General features: G+C 65.4%; 11 protein-coding genes. All 11 read left to right on the top strand.

Annotation, left to right across the window (positions count from 1 at the left end):
- The first annotated feature begins 95 nt into the window (after positions 1-95).
- A complete protein-coding gene (locus tag GXY01S_RS01010; protein WP_061271637.1) occupies positions 96-1,550 on the top strand; it encodes an NAD(P)-dependent oxidoreductase in 1,455 nt (484 codons plus the stop codon).
- Between the two features lie 2 nt (positions 1,551-1,552).
- A complete protein-coding gene (gltB, locus tag GXY01S_RS01005; protein WP_061271535.1) occupies positions 1,553-6,085 on the top strand; it encodes a glutamate synthase large subunit in 4,533 nt (1,510 codons plus the stop codon).
- Between the two features lie 185 nt (positions 6,086-6,270).
- The gene (locus GXY01S_RS01000; protein ID WP_061271534.1) at positions 6,271-8,106 is read left to right on the top strand and encodes a M3 family oligoendopeptidase; all 1,836 of its coding nucleotides are present in this window, start codon (positions 6,271-6,273) and stop codon (positions 8,104-8,106) included.
- Positions 8,087-9,478, top strand: coding sequence for an ABC1 kinase family protein (locus GXY01S_RS00995; RefSeq protein ID WP_061271533.1), 1,392 nt, complete (start codon positions 8,087-8,089; stop codon positions 9,476-9,478). The genes GXY01S_RS01000 and GXY01S_RS00995 overlap by 20 nt, the downstream gene beginning before the upstream one ends.
- Before the next feature lie 69 nt (positions 9,479-9,547).
- Positions 9,548-11,791, top strand: a complete 2,244-nt coding sequence (uvrB, locus tag GXY01S_RS00990; protein WP_061271532.1) for an excinuclease ABC subunit UvrB — start codon at positions 9,548-9,550, stop codon at positions 11,789-11,791.
- Between the two features lie 37 nt (positions 11,792-11,828).
- The gene (locus GXY01S_RS00985; RefSeq protein ID WP_061271636.1) at positions 11,829-12,722 is read left to right on the top strand and encodes an aldose 1-epimerase; all 894 of its coding nucleotides are present in this window, start codon (positions 11,829-11,831) and stop codon (positions 12,720-12,722) included.
- Positions 12,716-13,246: a transcription elongation factor GreB gene (gene greB / locus GXY01S_RS00980; protein WP_061271531.1), complete on the top strand. Its 531-nt coding sequence runs from the start codon at positions 12,716-12,718 to the stop codon at positions 13,244-13,246. Before GXY01S_RS00985 ends, greB begins: the two co-directional genes overlap by 7 nt.
- Positions 13,247-13,358: 112 nt before the next feature.
- Entirely contained in the window at positions 13,359-14,366 is a 1,008-nt protein-coding gene (gene gshB, locus GXY01S_RS00975; RefSeq protein WP_061271530.1) for a glutathione synthase, read from the top strand.
- 225 nt (positions 14,367-14,591) lie between these two features.
- Positions 14,592-15,305 (top strand): class I SAM-dependent methyltransferase, encoded by a 714-nt coding sequence (locus GXY01S_RS00970; protein WP_061271529.1) that lies wholly within the window; start codon positions 14,592-14,594, stop codon positions 15,303-15,305.
- A 166-nt stretch (positions 15,306-15,471) separates the two neighbouring features.
- A complete protein-coding gene (locus GXY01S_RS00965) occupies positions 15,472-16,833 on the top strand; it encodes a cbb3-type cytochrome c oxidase subunit I (RefSeq protein WP_174520887.1) in 1,362 nt (453 codons plus the stop codon).
- Between the two features lie 2 nt (positions 16,834-16,835).
- Positions 16,836-17,789, top strand: a complete 954-nt coding sequence (locus GXY01S_RS00960; protein WP_061271528.1) for a heme o synthase — start codon at positions 16,836-16,838, stop codon at positions 17,787-17,789.
- Positions 17,790-17,814 lie beyond the last annotated feature (25 nt).

Here is a 17,814-nt window from a genome sequence, read left to right as displayed (position 1 = left end):
CTTTGGGCAAGGCGTTGCGTAGGTCATGTGCGAACCACCGGGCGCGTAAGCCGCGCCTGACGCCTTCCTTCCATATGCAGACCAGGGGCAGACCGATGGCCGAGCGCATGCTGAAATTCGTCTCCGTGGCGCAGGAGCAGCCCGACAAACGGCCTGCCCAGGCGCGCCGCCAGGACTTCAACGAAATTTACGATGAGTTCGTGCCCGCGAAGGCCGAGGCGCAGGCCTCGCGCTGCTCGCAGTGTGGCGTGCCGTTCTGCTCGGTGCACTGCCCGCTGGGCAACAACATCCCCGACTGGCTGATGATGACGGCGGCAGGGCGGATGGAGGAGGCGTATGAGCTGTCCTCCGCCACCAACACCTTCCCCGAAATCTGTGGCCGCATCTGCCCGCAGGACCGCCTGTGCGAAGGCAACTGCGTGATCGAGGAAGGGTTCGAGAGCGTCACCATCGGCGCGGTCGAGCGCTACATTACCGATACCGCCTTCGATAACGGCTGGGTCAGGCCGGTCAAACCGGTGGCCGAGCGCGATGAGAGTGTTGCCATCATCGGTGCTGGCCCCGGTGGCCTTGCCGCCGCCGTGCAACTGCGCGAGCAGGGCTACCAGGTGCATGTCTATGACCGCTACGACCGCATCGGTGGCCTGCTGATGTATGGCATCCCCGGCTTCAAGCTGGAGAAGGACATCGTGCTGCGCCGCCACAGGCTGCTGGTGGAATCGGGCATCCACTTCCATCTCGGCAAGGGCATTGGCGATACCGATGGTGCGGACAGCATCGCGTTCTCCACCCTGCGCGCGCGGCATGATGGCGTGCTGATCGCCACCGGCGTGTACAAGTCGCGCGATATTGGTGGCCCTGGTGCGGGTCTGGGCGGCATCGTGCGCGCGCTTGATTACCTGACCGCGTCCAACCGCGTCTCGCTGGGCGACAGCGTGGCCGAATATGACAGTGGCGCGCTGAATGCGGCGGGCAAGTCTGTCGTGGTCATTGGCGGTGGCGATACGGCCATGGACTGCGTGCGCACCGCCATCCGGCAGGGGGCCAAGTCGGTCAAATGCCTCTATCGCCGCGACCGCGCCAACATGCCCGGCTCCGTGCGCGAGGTGAAGAACGCCGAGGAAGAAGGCGTGGAGTTCGTCTGGCTCGCAGCCCCGCAGGCGTTCGAGGGCGAGGGCCATGTGAGCGGCGTGCGCGCCAGCCGCATGAAGCTGGGCCTGCCCGATGCCTCGGGCCGCCAGTCGGTCGAGCCGGTGGAGGACAGCGCGTTCACGCTCGAGGCCGACCTCGTGGTCAAGGCGCTTGGCTTTGACCCCGAGCCGCTGCCCACGCTGTGGGGCCAGCCGGAGCTTGAGGTCTCGCGCTGGGGCACGCTCATGGTCGATCGCAAGAGCTTCATGACCAGCCTGCCTGGTGTGTTTGCCGCAGGCGATATCGTGCGCGGGGCCAGCCTGGTGGTGTGGGCCATCCGCGATGGGCGTGATGCGGCAGCGCAGATGCACGCATGGCTAGAGGAAATGACGGCGGCACAGGCCGAGGTGGCGGAGTAAGCATGATGGATCAGTTCGAAAACCAGTCCACCGATTTCGTGCAGGAATGGCGCGACAACGCGCAGGCCATCTCCGGCCTGTACACCCCCGCCGACGAGCATGATGCCTGCGGCGTGGGCATGGTGGCCGCCCTTGATGGCAAGCCGCGCCGCGACGTGGTGGAAGCGGGCATCGCAGCCCTCAAGGCCGTGTGGCACCGGGGTGCGGTCGATGCCGATGGCAAGACCGGCGATGGCGCGGGCATCCATGTCGAGATCCCGCAGGATTTCTTTGCCGACGCCATTCATGCAGGCGGCGCCGAAAGCGGCGTGGACAGCCAGATCGCGGTGGGCATGATCTTCCTGCCCAAGACCGATATCGCAGCGCAGGAGCGTTGCCGCCAGATCATCGAGAGCGAGATCCTGGCATTCGGCTACAGCATCTATGGCTGGCGGCAGGTGCCCATCAACACCGACTGCATTGGCGAGAAGGCCAACGCCACCCGCCCCGAGATCGAGCAGATCCTGATCCGCAACCTGCCCGGCAGCGGGGAGGAAGAGTTCGAGCGCGACCTGTACGTGATCCGCCGCAAGATCGAAAAAAGCGCCATCGCCAACCAGGTCGACCTGTATGTGTGCTCGCTGTCGTGCCGCTCGCTCATCTACAAGGGCATGTTCCTTGCCGAGCACCTGACCGAGTTCTACCCCGACCTGCTCGACCCGCGCTTTGTCAGCCGTTTCGCCATCTATCACCAGCGTTACTCGACCAACACTTTCCCCACATGGAAGCTGGCCCAGCCTTTCCGCAGGCTGGCCCATAATGGCGAGATCAACACCATCTCGGGCAACGTCAACTGGATGAAAAGCCACGAGACACGGCTGGCCGACCCCATCCTTGACCCCTACATGGATGACCTCAAGCCCGTGGTGCAGGCGCAGGGGTCGGATACCGCGTGCTTTGACAACGTGTTCGAACTGCTGACCTTCGCAGGCCGTGACGCGCCGATGGCGCGCTGCCTGATGATTCCGGCAAGCGTTGGCGGCAACTCCGCCATGCCGCAGCGCCACAAGGACATGTATTCCTACTGCAATGCCGTGATGGAACCGTGGGATGGCCCCGCCGCCCTGTGCGCCACCGATGGCCGCTGGATGGTGGCGGGTCTTGACCGCAGCGGCCTGCGCCCGCTGCGCTACACCCTGACCGAAGGCGGCCTGCTGATCGTGGGCTCCGAGACGGGCATGGTGAAGGTGCCCGAGGCCGAGATCGTGAGCCGTGGCCGCCTCGGGCCGGGGCAGTCGCTTGCCCTCGACCTGAAAACCGCGAAGCTCTACAGCAATGAAGAGCTGCTTGATGAACTCTCGCAGCGGCAGGACTTCTCGGCCTGGGTCAAGCGCACGCAGGAAATCTCGAGCATTGTCCGCCCCGATGGCAGCGAGCCGGTGCTGTACGGGGCCGAGATGCTGCGCCGCCGCCAGCTTGCCGTGGGCCTGACGCTCGAGGATCTCGAGACCATCCTGCAACCCATGGTGGAAAACGCTGCCGAGGCCATCGGCTCGATGGGCGATGACACGCCGCTTGCCGTGCTTTCCTCCCGCTACCGGGGGCTGGCGCATTACTTCCGCCAGGCCTTCAGCCAGGTTACCAACCCGCCCATCGACAGCCTGCGTGAAACGCGGGTGATGAGCCTCGTGACCCGCCTTGGCAACCTTGGCAACATCCTGGAGGAAAACGAGAGCCAGTGCGACCTGCTCCAGCTTCCCTCCCCGGTGCTGACCACGGGTGAGTTCCAGGCGCTGGTCGAGTTCTGTGGCAGGAATGCCTGCATCATCGACTGCACCTTCCCCGCCAGCGAGGGCGAGGCCGGGCTGCGCGCCGCCATCGCGCGCATCCGCGCCGAGGCCGAGGACCGCGTGCGCCAGGGCTGCACCCATGTGTTCCTGACCGATGAGCACCAGTCCAGCGAGCGGGCATATATCCCGATGATCCTCGCCACGGCGGCGGTGCATACGCATCTGGTGCGCCAGTCGCTGCGCACGTTCACCTCGCTCAACGTGCGCTCGGCCGGGGCGCTCGACGTGCATGCCATCGCGGTGACCATCGGCGTGGGTGCGACGACCGTGAACCCGTACCTGGCACAGGAAAGCATTGCCGACCGCCACCGTCGCGGCCTGTTCGGCCAGCTTTCGCTCAGCGAGTCGGTGGAGCGCTACCGCAAGGCGGTCAACAAGGGCCTGCTCAAGATCATGTCCAAGATGGGGATTTCCATCGTGGCGTCGTATCGGGGCGGCTACAATTTCGAGGCCATCGGGCTGTCACGCGCGCTGACGGCGGAGTTCTTCCCCGGCATGCCCTCGCGCATCTCGGGCATTGGCCTGACCGGCATCGCGCGCAATGTGCTCAGCTTCCACCACAAGGCGTGGAACAAACAGGTGGAAACGCTTTCCGTCGGCGGGCGCTACAAGATGCGCCGCAGCGGGGAAGTGCATGCCTTTGATGGCAACCTCATCCACATGCTGCAGACGGCGGTGGGCACCGGCAGCTTCTCCATCTACCAGCGTTATGCCGATGCGGTGCGCCGCCAGCCGCCGGTGGCGTTGCGCGACCTGCTCGACTTCCGTGGCGGGCGCACGCCCATCCCCGTGGAATCGGTCGAGAGCATCACCGAACTGCGCAAGCGCCTGATCGCGCCCGGCATCTCGCTCGGCGCGCTCAGCCCCGAGGCGCACGAGACGCTGTCGATCGCCATGAACCGCATCGGCGCCAAGTCGGATTCGGGCGAGGGCGGTGAAGACCCGGCCCGCGCGAAGCCGCGCCCCAATGGCGATAATGCCTCATCCGCCATCAAGCAGATCGCCTCGGGCCGCTTTGGCGTGACCGCGCAGTACCTCAATGACTGCCGGGAGATCGAGATCAAGATGGCGCAGGGTGCGAAGCCCGGCGAGGGCGGGCAGTTGCCCGGCTTCAAGGTGACCAGCCTGATCGCGAAGCTGCGTCATGCGACGGAGGGCGTGACGCTGATCTCGCCGCCGCCGCACCACGACATCTACTCAATCGAGGATCTGGCCCAGCTCATCTACGACCTCAAGCAGATCAACCCCGAGGCCACAGTGACCGTGAAGCTGGTCGCGCGCTCGGGCATCGGCACGATTGCAGCCGGCGTGGCCAAGGCCAAGGCGGATGCCATCCTGATCTCGGGCCATTCCGGTGGCACGGGGGCCAGCCCGCAGTCTTCGGTCAAGTATGCGGGCATGCCGTGGGAGTTGGGGCTGGCGGAGGCGCATCAGGTGCTGATGCTCAACCGCCTGCGCCACCGCGTGAAGCTGCGCACCGATGGCGGGCTGAAAACCGGGCGCGACGTGGTGATCGCCGCCATGCTGGGTGCGGAAGAGTTCGGCATCGGCACGGCCAGCCTCGTGGCCATGGGCTGCATCATGGTGCGGCAGTGCCACTCCAACACCTGCCCGGTGGGCGTGTGCGTGCAGGATGAGGACCTGCGCAGGAAGTTCGAAGGCACGCCGGAGAAGGTGATCAACCTGTTCTCCTTCATTGCCGAGGACGTGCGCAATATCCTCGCATCGCTGGGCTTCTCCACGCTTAACGAGATCATCGGCCGCACCGACCTGCTGCACCAGGTGCTGCGCGGGGCGGACTACCTTGATGACCTCGACCTCAACTCGCTGCTGGCGCAGGCCGATCCCGGCCCCTATGGCCGCTACTGCACGCGTGAGGGCCGCAACGAGGTGCCCGAGACGCTGGATGCGCAGATGATTGCCGATGCGCGCCCGCTATTTGACCATGGCGAGAAGATGCAGTTGCAGTACAACGTGCAGAACACGCATCGCGCCATCGGTACGCGCATCTCCTCGCTCATCGTGCGCCAGTTCGGCATGACCAAGCTGGCACCGGGCCACCTCACGGCGCGGCTGCGTGGCTCGGCAGGGCAGTCGCTGGGCGCATTCGCGGTGCAGGGCCTCAAGCTCGAGGTGCTGGGTGATGCGAACGACTATGTGGGCAAGGGCCTCTCGGGCGCGACCATCGTGGTGCGGCCTTCGCCGTCTTCCAGCCTCGTGTCGAACGAGAACGCGATCGTGGGCAACACGGTGCTGTATGGCGCAACGGCGGGCGCGCTTTATGCGGCAGGGCAGGCGGGCGAGCGCTTTGCGGTGCGCAACTCGGGCGCCATTGGCGTGGTCGAGGGCTGCGGGTCGAACGGGTGCGAATACATGACCGGCGGCACGGTGGTGATCCTTGGCGAGACGGGCGACAATTTCGGCGCGGGTTTCACCGGCGGCATGGCCTTTGTGTATGACGCCAGCGGCACGTTTGCCGAGCGGGTGAACCCCGATACCGTGATGTGGTGCCGCGTTCACGACCCCAGATGGGAGGCCGTGCTGCGCGAGCAGGTCGAGACCCATGCCCGCGAGACTGGCAGCCGCTATGCCGAACTGCTGCTGCATGACTGGGACAAGACGCTGCCGCGCTTCTGGCATGTCGTGCCCAAGGAATATGCGAAAGTAATCGGCTTCGAGGTCCCCGCGCTGGCGGTCGGCGCGTAAACGGCAGAAGTTTCGCAAAAAATGGCGGGGCCGGGCAGCAATGTCCGGCCCCGCCTGCGTTGGGGGCATAATATCGGGCAGTGGGGTCGCCTAGCAGGACATGACGCACTAGATTCACACCATGGAATCGCGGGGCCCGCGCTGGTGCGCAGGCTTCGCCCGATCTGATGGTTGGTGCCCGATCTATGTTCAAAGCGAATTTTTCCGCCTCCCTGTCTGTCCCGCGCAGCGCTGATGCGCCCGCCGCCGCGACCACGCCCGGCCTGGCCGGCCTGCCGCGCTGGGACCTGTCGGACCTCTATGCCGGGCCGGATGCCCCGGAACTGGCCACCGACCTTGATCAGGCCGAGGCCGATGCGCAGGCTTTCAGCAATGCATGGCAGGGCCGGCTGGCCAGCCTGCCGGGGGCGGAACTGGCGCAGGCCATTGCCGAATACCAGCGCATTGACGAGGTGCTGGGCCGGGCAGGCTCCTATGCCCAGCTTCTTTTCGCGGCCAACACGTCGGATTCCGGCGTGGCGCGGTTCGCGCAGTCGATCAATGAGCGGCTGACCACCATCTCCACGCATCTGCTGTTCTTCACGCTCGAGATCAACCGCATTGATGATGCGGTGCTGGCCGCCCAGATGAGTGATGCGGCGCTGGCGCACTGGGCCCCCTTCCTGCGCGACCTGCGCGTATTCCGCCCCTATCAGCTTTCCGATGAGGTCGAGGCGGTCCTGCACGAGAAATCGGTCACGGGCGCTGCCGCATGGAACCGCCTGTTTGACGAGACGATGGCCGGCCTGCGCGTGCGCGTGGGCGGCGAGCCGGTCACGCTGGGCAATGCGCTTGACACCATGTCCAGCCCCGACCGCAAACAGCGGGCCACAGCGGCCAGCGCCATTGGCGATGAGCTGAGCCGGAATGTGAAGCTGTTCTCGCTCATTACCAACACGTTGGCCAAGGACAAGGCCATCATGGACGGGCTGCGCCACTACCCGCGCCCTACCTCGGCGCGCAACTGCGCCAACATGGTGGAAGACGAAGTGGTGGACGCGCTGGTGCAGGCCGTGACCGAGGCCTATCCCCGCCTGTCGCACCGCTATTACGCGCTCAAGGCCAAATGGCTCGGCCTTGACAAACTGGAATACTGGGACCGCAACGCCCCCCTGACCACGCAGGATGAACCGCTGATCCCGTGGGCGGAGGCCACAAAGCAGGTACTGGGCGCCTATGAAGGCTTCGACCCGCGCATGGGGGACGTGGCAAAACAGTTCTTCGATCATGCCTGGATCGACGCGCCGCCCGTGCCCGGCAAGGCCTCAGGCGCGTTTGCCCACCCCACGGTGCCGTCCGTCCACCCCTACCTTTTGCTCAACTATCGTGGCCGCACGCGTGATGTGATGACGCTGGCGCATGAACTCGGCCACGGCGTGCATCAGGTGCTGGCGGGCAGGCAGGGCTACCTCATGTCCAGCACGCCGCTCACCCTGGCCGAGACCGCCAGCGTGTTTGGCGAGATGCTGACCTTCCGCGCCCTGCTCGATGCCCAGACCGATCCCGCCCGGCGCAGGCTGATGCTGGCCGCCAAGGTGGAGGACATGCTCAACACCGTGGTGCGCCAGATCGCGTTCTACCGCTTCGAGACACTGGTGCATGAGGAGCGCCGCAAGGGTGAGCTCCTGCCCGCGCGCATTGGCGAGATATGGCGCCAGACCCAGGCCGAGAGCCTTGGCCCGGCCTTCAACTTCACGCCAGATTATGATGTGTACTGGACATATGTTCCGCATTTCATCCATTCACCATTCTATGTGTACGCCTATGCCTTTGGCGATTGCCTGGTAAACGCGCTATACGGGGTGTTCCGGTCCGGGCACCCTGGTTTTCAGGACAAGTATCTCGACATGCTCAAGGCTGGTGGAACCCTGCGGCACCGCGAACTTCTGGCCCCCTTCGGGCTGGATGCGGCCGATCCGGGGTTCTGGCAGAAGGGGCTGGATGTGATCGCCGGATTTATAGATGAACTGGAGCGTGTCTGACGTGGCGGATGAACGGAACCTCGATAATACCGGCCTGTTTGGTGAATTCCGCCGCATGGTGCGCACCTCGGGCACGGTGGGCGGCATTGCCGCGCGCATTGCGGGGCACAAGATGGGCTTCCGCTCCAACCAGAACGTACATGCCGAGGACCTGAAAAGCGTGCTCGGCGGCCTCAAGGGGCCGTTAATGAAGGGCGCGCAGCTTCTCTCCACCATTCCCGGCGCCCTGCCCGAGGAATATGCCAAGGAACTGGCCCAGCTCCAGGCCAATGCGCCGCCCATGGGCTGGACCTTCGTGCGCCGCCGCATGGCCGCCGAACTCGGCCCCAACTGGGAGCGCAACTTCCGCTCGTTCGACCGCACGGCTGCGGCGGCTGCAAGCCTTGGGCAGGTACACCGCGCCGTGCTGCCCGACGGGCGGCAGGTGGCGTGCAAGCTGCAGTACCCGGACATGAAATCCACCGTCGAGTCCGACCTGCGCCAGTTCCGCATGGCCGTGGGCCTGTTCTATCGCCTCGACAGCACCATCTGCCAGGATGACGTGCTCGAGGAACTGCAGGACCGCCTGTATGAGGAACTCGACTACCAGCGCGAGGCCGCCAATATGCGGCTGTACCGCATCATGATGGCCGACTGGCCCGACGTGACCATTCCCGAGCCTGTCGACAGCCTGTGCACGGGCCGCCTGCTGACCATGGAATGGGTCAATGGCCAGGGCCTGCAGAAGGTGCTCGACGCCAACCCCACGCAGGAGCAGCGCAACAGCATGGCGCGCGCCCTGTTCCGCGCGTGGTACGCGCCGCTGTACCGCTATGGCGTGATTCATGGCGACCCGCATATGGGCAACTTCACCATACGCGATGACTACGGCATCAACCTGCTCGACTTTGGCGCCATCCGCATTTTCCGCCCGCGTTTTGTCCAGGGCATCATCGACCTGCACAAGGCGATCGAGACGGATGACGAGGATCTGGCCATGCACGCCTACGAGGCATGGGGCTTTGCCAACCTGTCGCGCGATACGGTGCGGGTGCTCAACGAATGGGCGCGCTTCATCTACGGCCCACTGCTTGATGACCGCGAACGCTTCATTCAGGAAGATAACGACCCGCAATATGGCCGCGCCGTGGCCGAGAAGGTCTATAACGGCCTCAAGCGCACCGGCGGGGTACAGCCGCCGCGTGAATTCGTGCTGGTTGACCGCTCCGCCGTGGGGCTGGGCAGCGTGTTCCTGCGCCTCAAGGCCAAGGTGAACTGGCATGAGCTGTTTCAGGAACTGGCTGGCGACTTCAGCGAGGCGGCCCTTGCCACCCGCCAGGCCGAGGCCCTGCGCGCCGCCCGCGTGCCGCCGCCGCTTGGCGCGCAGCATTAAGGGGGGCGGCGGGACGCAGCCGGCCATGGCCCTTGCGGCAGGGCCGGTGACGCCCCACTTGGTGTAGCCATGGCAACAGCATCACGCAAAAAGAAGAAAACCACCGACATCGACCCTGCCGACATGCCGGTCACCTTCCAGCCCGAGCGGCAGGCGGCCAAGCCCAAGGTCAACAAATTCAGGGTCCATTCGCCCTATGAACCCGCGGGCGACCAGCCCACCGCCATTGCCGAACTCGTGGCGGGCGTTGAGGCGGGCGAGCGCGATCAGGTGCTGCTTGGGGTGACGGGTTCGGGCAAGACCTTCACCATGGCCAAGATCATCGAGGCCACGCAGAAGCCGGCCCTCGTGCTGGCGCCCAACAAGACGCTCGCCGCCCAGCTTTATGCCGAGATGAAGCAGTTCTTCCCGGATAACGCGGTCGAGTATTTTGTCAGCTACTACGATTACTACCAGCCCGAGGCCTATGTGCCGCGCTCGGACACCTATATCGAAAAAGACAGCCAGATCAACGAGCAGATCGACCGCATGCGCCATGCTGCAACGCAGGCGCTGCTCGAGCGTAACGATGTCATCATCGTGGCCTCGGTGTCGTGCATTTATGGTATCGGCTCGGTCGAGACCTATTCGCGCATGGTGGTCAAGCTCGAGGTTGGCGGCGAGATCGCGCGTGACAAGCTGATCAAGGCGCTGGTCGAACTGCAGTACCGCCGCAACGATGCCGCCTTCCAGCGCGGCACCTTTCGCGTGCGTGGCGAGACGGTCGATGTCTTTCCCGTGCAGAACGAGGACCGCGCCTGGCGCATCAGCCTGTTTGGCGACGAGATTGACGAGATCAGCGAATTCGACCCGCTGACCGGCGAGAAGACCAGCGACCTCGAATCCATCAGCATCTACGCCAACAGCCATTACGTCACCCCGCGCCCCACGCTCACGCAGGCCATGACCGGCATAAAGCAGGAACTGCGCGACACGCTGGCCACCTTCACCACCGAAGGCAAGCTGCTCGAGGCCGAGCGCCTGCAGCAGCGCACCACGTTCGACCTCGAGATGATCGAGACTACCGGCGTGTGCAAGGGCATCGAGAACTATTCACGCTACCTGTCGGGCCGCGCGCCGGGCGAGCCGCCGCCCACTTTGTTCGAATACCTGCCCGAGGATGCGCTGCTGATCGTGGATGAAAGCCACGTGACCGTGCCGCAGATTGGCGGCATGGAGCGCGGCGATCACGCGCGCAAGTCCGTGCTGGCCGAATTCGGCTTCCGCCTGCCATCCTGCCTCGACAACCGCCCGCTCACCTTTGCGGAATGGGACAAATTCCGCCCGCAGAGCCTGTTTGTCAGCGCCACCCCCGGCCCGTGGGAGATCCGTCGCACCGAGGGCGTGTTTGCCGAGCAGGTCATCCGCCCCACCGGGCTGATCGACCCCATCACCATCGTGCGCCCGGTCGAGCACCAGGTGGATGACCTGCTGGCCGAATGCCGCGAGACCATTGCCGATGGCGGGCGCGTGCTGGTCACCACCCTGACCAAGCGCATGGCCGAGGACCTGACCGAATACATGAACGAGGCGGGCATCCGCGTGCGCTACCTGCATTCGGATGTGGATACGCTCGAGCGCATCGAGATCATCCGCGACCTGCGGCTTGGCGCGTTTGACGTGCTGATCGGCATCAACCTTCTGCGTGAGGGGCTGGACATTCCCGAGTGCTCGCTCGTCGCCATCCTTGATGCCGACAAGGAAGGCTTCCTGCGCTCGCGCACCTCGCTCATCCAGACCATCGGCCGCGCCGCGCGCAACGTCGATGGCCGCGTGCTGCTCTATGCCGACAAGATGACAGACAGCCTGCGCTACGCCATCGAGGAGACCGCGCGGCGGCGCGAAAAACAGAGCCTGTGGAACGAGGAACACGGCATTACCCCGCAATCGGTGCGCAAGCATATCGGCGAGGCCATTTCCTCGGTGTTCGAGCAGGATTACGTCACGGTGGCCCCCACGGCGGATGGCAGCGTGCAGGAGATGGTGGGCAAGGACTACAAGGCCGCCATCGCTGATCTGGAAAAGAAGATGCGCGACGCCTCGGCGGAGCTGGAATTCGAGACCGCAGCGCGCCTGCGTGATGAAATCCGCAGGCTTGAGGCGCTCGAACTCGGCATGGAGCCGCCACCGCTGCCGCAATCAAGCGCAGGTATGCCGGGCACCAGCCCCAAGGCCATCGCCCGGCGCAACCGTGGCCCCGTGCCGCTCGGGCCGGGCGGCGGGGGGTATGACCCCGATCAGGCGAAGGGAAGGGGAAAGCGCCGTGGGCGATAAGGCCATGCCGCCATGCGCGGGGCAGCATGAACGCGAGATGTCCGCAACCCTGGAACTCCAGGCAGGTGCCGCCCGCCTTGGCCTGCTGCCTGACATGGGCGGCAGCATCGCCTTCTGGCGCAGTGGCACGATGGATTTCCTGCGCCCCGTGGCCGATCCCCACCTTGTGGCCCAGCATGGCCGGGCGGTTGCGGGGTATCCGCTCGTGCCGTTTTCCAACCGGGTGGCGGGCAACCAGTTCCGCTTCGAGGGAGTGGATTACCGCCTCACTCCCAATTTTGGCGGCGAGAACTGCGCCATTCATGGCAATGGCTGGCAGCATCGCTGGCGGATCGCCATGCTGTCGGACAGGAGTGCCACGCTCTCGCTCGACCACGCGCCCATCGGCCCGCGCGCGGGGGAATGGCCGTTCAGCTACCGCGCCCAACTGCGCTATGACCTGCGCGAGGCCGGGCTTTCGATCGGCATCCTGATCGAGAACACCGATACCCGCAACCAGCCTGTGGGCATGGGCTTTCACCCCTATTTTCCCTGCCATGCCGGGCTCAGGGTGGGGTTCGCGGCCAGCAGCGTGTGGACCAGCGCGCCCGATCACCTGCCGCTCCTGCGCATCCCGGCGGAGGGGCAGTGGTCGTTCGCCCAGATGCGCGACGTGGGGGATGCGGCCATTGACAACTGCTACGCGGGCTGGTCGGGCAGCGCCTTCCTGCGCTGGCCGCGCGAGGGTTATGCCCTCACACTCGAGGGCAGCCCCGAACTGCGCCACCTCGTGCTGTTTACGCCGCCCGGCAAGCCCTATATCGGGCTGGAGCCGGTCAGCAACATGAATGATGGCTTCAACCGCATGGCCATTGCCGATAGTGGCGTGCGTGTGCTCGCGCCCGGCCAGAAGATGGAAGGGCATATCCGCATGACGGTGGCGCGATGCTGAAAACCCGTGCCACCACAAAGGATGGCAAGCCCGCGACCGGCGGCCTGTCGTGCTACATCACGCCCGCGGGCATCGAGGCCATGCGGCGCGAACTCAATGCCCTGCTGCGCGACGAACGGCCAAAAATCGTTGAGATCGTATCGTGGGCGGCAGGCAATGGCGACCGCTCGGAAAATGGCGACTACCAGTACGGCAAGCGCCGCCTGCGTGAGATCGACCGCCGCATCCGCTTCCTCACCAAGCGCATCGACAATGCCATCATCGTCGATCCCGCCGCCCAGCCCCGGCGCGACCGGGTGTTTTTTGGCGCGACCGTGACCTACGTGAGCGAACGTGATGAGGAACGGACCGTTACCATCCTCGGCGTGGACGAGGCGGATATGGCCGCCGGTCAGGTCAGCCTTGTCTCGCCCGTGGCGCGCGCGCTCATGCGCGCGGGCGTGGGCGATGAGGTGAAGCTGGTCACCCCGCGCGGGGAGGAAATGATCGAGGTGCTCGCCATTGCTTATCCGCCTTTACCCTGAAAGGGGGGCTGGCCGTGGGGCGGAAGGCATATTATGACATTTGGCTGCGGGTGGTTGCCCTTTGTTACCATCGGCTCGAACCGGACCTGTTCCGCGCGGAGAAACTGATCCTATGTCACGCCCCCTGAAGGTTGCCGTCCAGATGGACCCGCTTGGCGCCATCGACATCAATGGCGATTCAACATTCGCCATGATGCTCGAGGCGCAGGCCAGGGGCTATGAGCTGTTTGTCTATCAGGTCGAGGCGCTGAGTCTGAGCGAGGGACGGGCCAGCCCGCAGGGCCACCGCATGGACCGCGTCACCGCCCGCGCCCGCCCGGTTACGGTGCAGCGCCGGGTGGGCGACCACGCCACCTTCGGCCCCGAGCAGGTGATCGACCTTGCGGGCATGGACGTGATCCTGATGCGCCAGGACCCGCCGTTCGACATGGCCTATATTACCGCCACCCATATCCTTGAGCATATCCACGGCATTGGCCCCGACCGCGCGCTGGTGGTGAACGACCCCGCCGCCGTGCGCAACGCGCCCGAGAAGATCCTGGTCACGCATTACCCCGACCTCATGCCCCCCACGCTGGTGACATGGGATGTGAAGGCGATACTGGAATTCCGCGCGAAATGGCGCGACATCATCGTCAAGCCGCTGTTTGGCAATGGCGGTGCCGGCGTGTTCCGCATCCGCGAGGATGACCCCAACCTCAACGCCCTGCTGGAAATGCACTTCGCCCGCTCGCGCGAGCCGCTGATGATCCAGCGCTACGAGCCCGCCGTGCGGCAGGGCGACAAGCGCATCATTCTCGTTGACGGCCAGCCCGTGGGCGCCATCGACCGCATTCCCGCCGAGGGCGAGACACGCTCCAACATGCATGTGGGCGGCAAACCCGTGCGGGCGGAACTGACCGCGCGTGACCGCGAGATCTGCAACGCGATCGGCCCGATGCTGCGCGAGCAGGGGCTTATCTTTGTCGGGATTGACGTGATCGGGGAATGGTTGACCGAGATCAATGTCACATCCCCCACCGGCCTGCAGGAAATTGACCGTTTTGACGGCATCAATACCGCTGGCCTGATATGGGATGCGATCACATCCCGTCTGGTCGCGGGCGGCGTGAACGCGTAGAGATTGAACCGGTGTTCATGACAGGCACGGTGGTCGTGGCTGTGGCGCCCTGTGGCGTGGTGACACCGGATAGGGATTACAGGCAGTTGCGCGGGCCGTGTGGCACGTGGGCAGGTCAGGTGGAATTGTAATGCAGCACGATGGGACGGATTTGATCATGGCAGACGCAGCACGGAAGGGGGCTGGCCATGCCCTTTTCCATGGCCACGACAAGGGAGCAGCCCGATGAGCGATGTCCTGCCCAATGAAGCCGCCGAGACGGTTGTGGATATCCCGTCCCCCCGTGCCGCGATGGATGCAAACGCGGTCAAGGCTGCCTACCGGCGCTGGGCCAGTGTATATGACGCGCTGTTTGGCAGCATTTCCACCTTTGGCCGCAAGCGCGCGGTCGAGGCGGTGAACGCGCTGCCCGGCACCAGAGTGCTGGAAGTGGGCGTGGGCACCGGCCTGGCCCTGCCATATTACCGGGCCGACAAGCGCATTACCGGCATCGACCTGTCAGGCGACATGCTCGAGCGCGCCCGCCAGCGTGCCGCCCGCCTGCATCTGTCCAATGTCGATGCGCTGCTGGAAATGGATGCCGAGGCCACCGGCTTCGAGGATGGCGCGTTCGATATCGCGGTGGCCATGTTCGTGGCCTCTGTGGTGCCGCACCCGCGCGCGCTGCTGGCCGAACTCAAGCGCGTGGTCAGGCCGGGCGGGCATATCCTGTTCGTCAACCACTTCCTTGCCGAGGGTGGGGTCAGGCTTGCGGTCGAGCGCGGCATGGCGCGGGCCTCGCACTCGCTGGGCTGGCACCCCGATTTCGCCATTGAATCCCTGCTGCCTCCCGCCGACCTGCGCCGCGCAATCCTGCAGCCGGTACCCCCGGCGGGCCTGTTCACCCTCGTCACGCTCGATCGTGAGGCGGATGACTGCGCCAGCCCGATGGTGGCCTGAGCCACACAGGCACAGCCCTGCCCCAGCGGCAGGGCTGAAATGACAATTGCGCGACCACACAGGCGGCCCACAGGGTCGTTTTTGTGTATAAGTCGCGGTATATGATGAAATCATGGTAACGATTGGCCATGCCATAAGCGGCGCATGGCAGCAGGGAGTACATCGTATGCCCACAGGCACACAGTTCGGGGCGGATGCGGTGCAGGATGCGGGGGCCTGTCGCTACAGGACCATCGGCATGCTGTATCTCGTCATGGCCATTGTGGCGGGCCTTGTGGGCGGATTGCTGGCAGTGGGGCTGCAGGCGGGCCTGCTGCCCCATGCCCTGATCGATGCCTGGGCCGGGGGGGACACCCCCGGCGCCATGGAGCGCATTGCGCGGCGCCACGGCATGATGATGGTCTTCTTCTGTGCGTTGCCAGCCCTTACGGGCGGGTTTGGCAACTGGTTCGTGCCGCTGCTGCTGCGTGCCCGCGCGCTGGCGCTGCCGCGCGTGGCGCTGGCGGGCTGGGGGCTGGTGGCCGCGAGTTTCGTGGCCGTGCTGGCCGGGCTTTCGCCCGCGCTGCCTGCGCAGGTTTCGCTGCTGGCGCTACTGGGCTGGTGCCTGGGCATGCTGATGCAGGGCATCTGCATGGTGGCGACCGTTTTGAACATGGGGCCAATGGGCCAGCGCCTGCGCGACCTGCCCCTGTTCGTGTGGGCGCAGGGGCTTGCGGGCATGATGGCGGTCATGGTCATGCCGGTCATGGCAGGCGGGCTTACGCGCATCTGGCTGGCTGGCGGCGATGTCTCCGCCCATATCGATGCGCTGCTGCATGCCTTTTCCGGCCCCGAGATCGCGCTCCTGCTGCTGCCTTCCATCGGCATCGTCTCGCAGGTTGTCGAGACCTTCTGCGCCCGCCCGCTGCAGATGCCGCGCCTCGTGCTGGGTGCGCTGGTGGTCATGTCGGTCGGTGGCAGTTCCGTATGGGTGCATGACCTGCTGCATGGCGGGCTTGCGCATCTGGCGGCGCCTTCGGCTGCGGTGCAGCTCGGGCTGATCGTGGCGCCGGTGCTGGTCGTGCTGGTGGCGTGGGCGCAGACGGTGCGGCTGGGCCACATGCGGGCCTCCGTGCCGATGGAATGGGCTGTTGGCTTCGTGGCCCTGCTGCTGGCAGGCTCCGTCATGTCGCTGCGGCCCGGCGGCATGGCCGATGTGCATGCCGCAACGCTGTATGCCGCCGTCTTCGCACTGTTTGCGGGCTTCTATTACTGGATTGGCAAGATGGTGGGCCACGTGGCCCCGGTGGGCGCAAGCCGCCTGCATTTCGGGCTGACGGTAGGCGGAACCGTGCTGTCGCTGATGGCGTTCCATGGGGCGCTGGGCGTGCTGGGTGCGGTGCTGATGGGCCTGTCGGTGCTGGTGTTTGCAGGCATCGTGGTGCAGGCGGGCCTGCGCCCGGGCAGCACCCTGCCGGATAATTACTGGGGGCCGGGCGCCCGCACGGCCGAATGGCAGGCACCCTCCCCCGCGCGCGAGAAGGCATGACCATGAGCGGCACCGTAACCAATCCGGCCAGCGAGGCCGCCCTTGCCTATGATTCCGGCCGCGTCGGCACGCTGGCGCGTGACTGGCTGCTGCTGCTCAAGCCGCGTGTCATCTCGCTGGTGGTGTTTACGGGGGCTGCCGGCCTGGCCATGGCGCCGGGGCCGATCAACCCGCTGGTGGCCGCTGTCAGCATCCTGTGCGTGTGCATGGCCTCGGGTGCCGCAGGTGCGATCAACATGTGGTATGACCGCGACATTGATGCGGTGATGAAGCGCACCGTCACCCGCCCCATCCCTGATGGGCGGATCGCGCCCGATGCGGCGCTGGGCTACGGCATTGGCCTGTCGGTCGCCTCGGTCATCCTGCTATGGCTGGCCACCAATGCGCTGGCAGCGGGCATCCTTGCGTTTTCCATCTTTTTCTATGCCGTGATCTACACGATGTGGCTCAAGCGCTCGACACCGCAGAACATCGTGATCGGCGGGGCCGCGGGCGCGTTTCCGCCCATGATCGGCTGGGCGGCGGCCACGGGGTCGATGGCCATCATGCCAGTGGTCATGTTCGGCATCATCTTCTTGTGGACACCGCCGCATTTCTGGTCGCTGTCGCTTTACGCCTGCAAGGATTACGGGCGGGCGGGCATTCCCATGCTGCCCGTGGTCAGGGGCGCGCGGCACACGCGCTGGCAGATCCTGTGGTACACCCTCATTCTCACCGCCACGTCGCTGGTGCCGTCTTTCATGCACCTTGCAGGCTGGCTTTACACGGTCGTGGCCAGCGTGCTTGGCGCGGGTTTCATCCTGTGCGCCATAGGCGTGCTGCGCGACAGGCAGGATGCGAACGGGGTCAGCCTGACGGGCGATGGCCCGGCACGCCGTTCCTTCCGCTACTCGCTGGCCTATCTGTTTTTCCTGTTCCTTGGCCTGCTGGCTGACCACGCCTTCATTGCCCACTGAAGCGGGCTGTTTTCACATACGGGAG

It is taken from the genome of Komagataeibacter xylinus NBRC 15237, assembly GCF_001571345.1.
In the GTDB taxonomy this organism is placed as follows: domain Bacteria; phylum Pseudomonadota; class Alphaproteobacteria; order Acetobacterales; family Acetobacteraceae; genus Komagataeibacter; species Komagataeibacter xylinus.
Note: the sequence above shows the minus strand (reverse complement) of the source record. Positions and strands in the feature narration are given on the sequence as shown.

Excerpts from the sequence above, each read along its gene's own strand:
- GXY01S_RS01010 (WP_061271637.1), top strand. The coding sequence starts at position 96 with ATGGCCGAGCGCATGCTGAAATTCGTCTCCGTGGCGCAGGAGCAGCCC.
- gltB (WP_061271535.1), top strand. The coding sequence starts at position 1,553 with ATGATGGATCAGTTCGAAAACCAGTCCACCGATTTCGTGCAGGAATGG.
- GXY01S_RS01000 (WP_061271534.1), top strand. The coding sequence starts at position 6,271 with ATGTTCAAAGCGAATTTTTCCGCCTCCCTGTCTGTCCCGCGCAGCGCT.
- GXY01S_RS00995 (WP_061271533.1), top strand. The coding sequence starts at position 8,087 with ATGAACTGGAGCGTGTCTGACGTGGCGGATGAACGGAACCTCGATAAT.
- uvrB (WP_061271532.1), top strand. The coding sequence starts at position 9,548 with ATGGCAACAGCATCACGCAAAAAGAAGAAAACCACCGACATCGACCCT.
- GXY01S_RS00985 (WP_061271636.1), top strand. The coding sequence starts at position 11,829 with ATGTCCGCAACCCTGGAACTCCAGGCAGGTGCCGCCCGCCTTGGCCTG.
- greB (WP_061271531.1), top strand. The coding sequence starts at position 12,716 with ATGCTGAAAACCCGTGCCACCACAAAGGATGGCAAGCCCGCGACCGGC.
- gshB (WP_061271530.1), top strand. The coding sequence starts at position 13,359 with ATGTCACGCCCCCTGAAGGTTGCCGTCCAGATGGACCCGCTTGGCGCC.
- GXY01S_RS00970 (WP_061271529.1), top strand. The coding sequence starts at position 14,592 with ATGAGCGATGTCCTGCCCAATGAAGCCGCCGAGACGGTTGTGGATATC.
- GXY01S_RS00965 (WP_174520887.1), top strand. The coding sequence starts at position 15,472 with ATGCCCACAGGCACACAGTTCGGGGCGGATGCGGTGCAGGATGCGGGG.
- GXY01S_RS00960 (WP_061271528.1), top strand. The coding sequence starts at position 16,836 with ATGAGCGGCACCGTAACCAATCCGGCCAGCGAGGCCGCCCTTGCCTAT.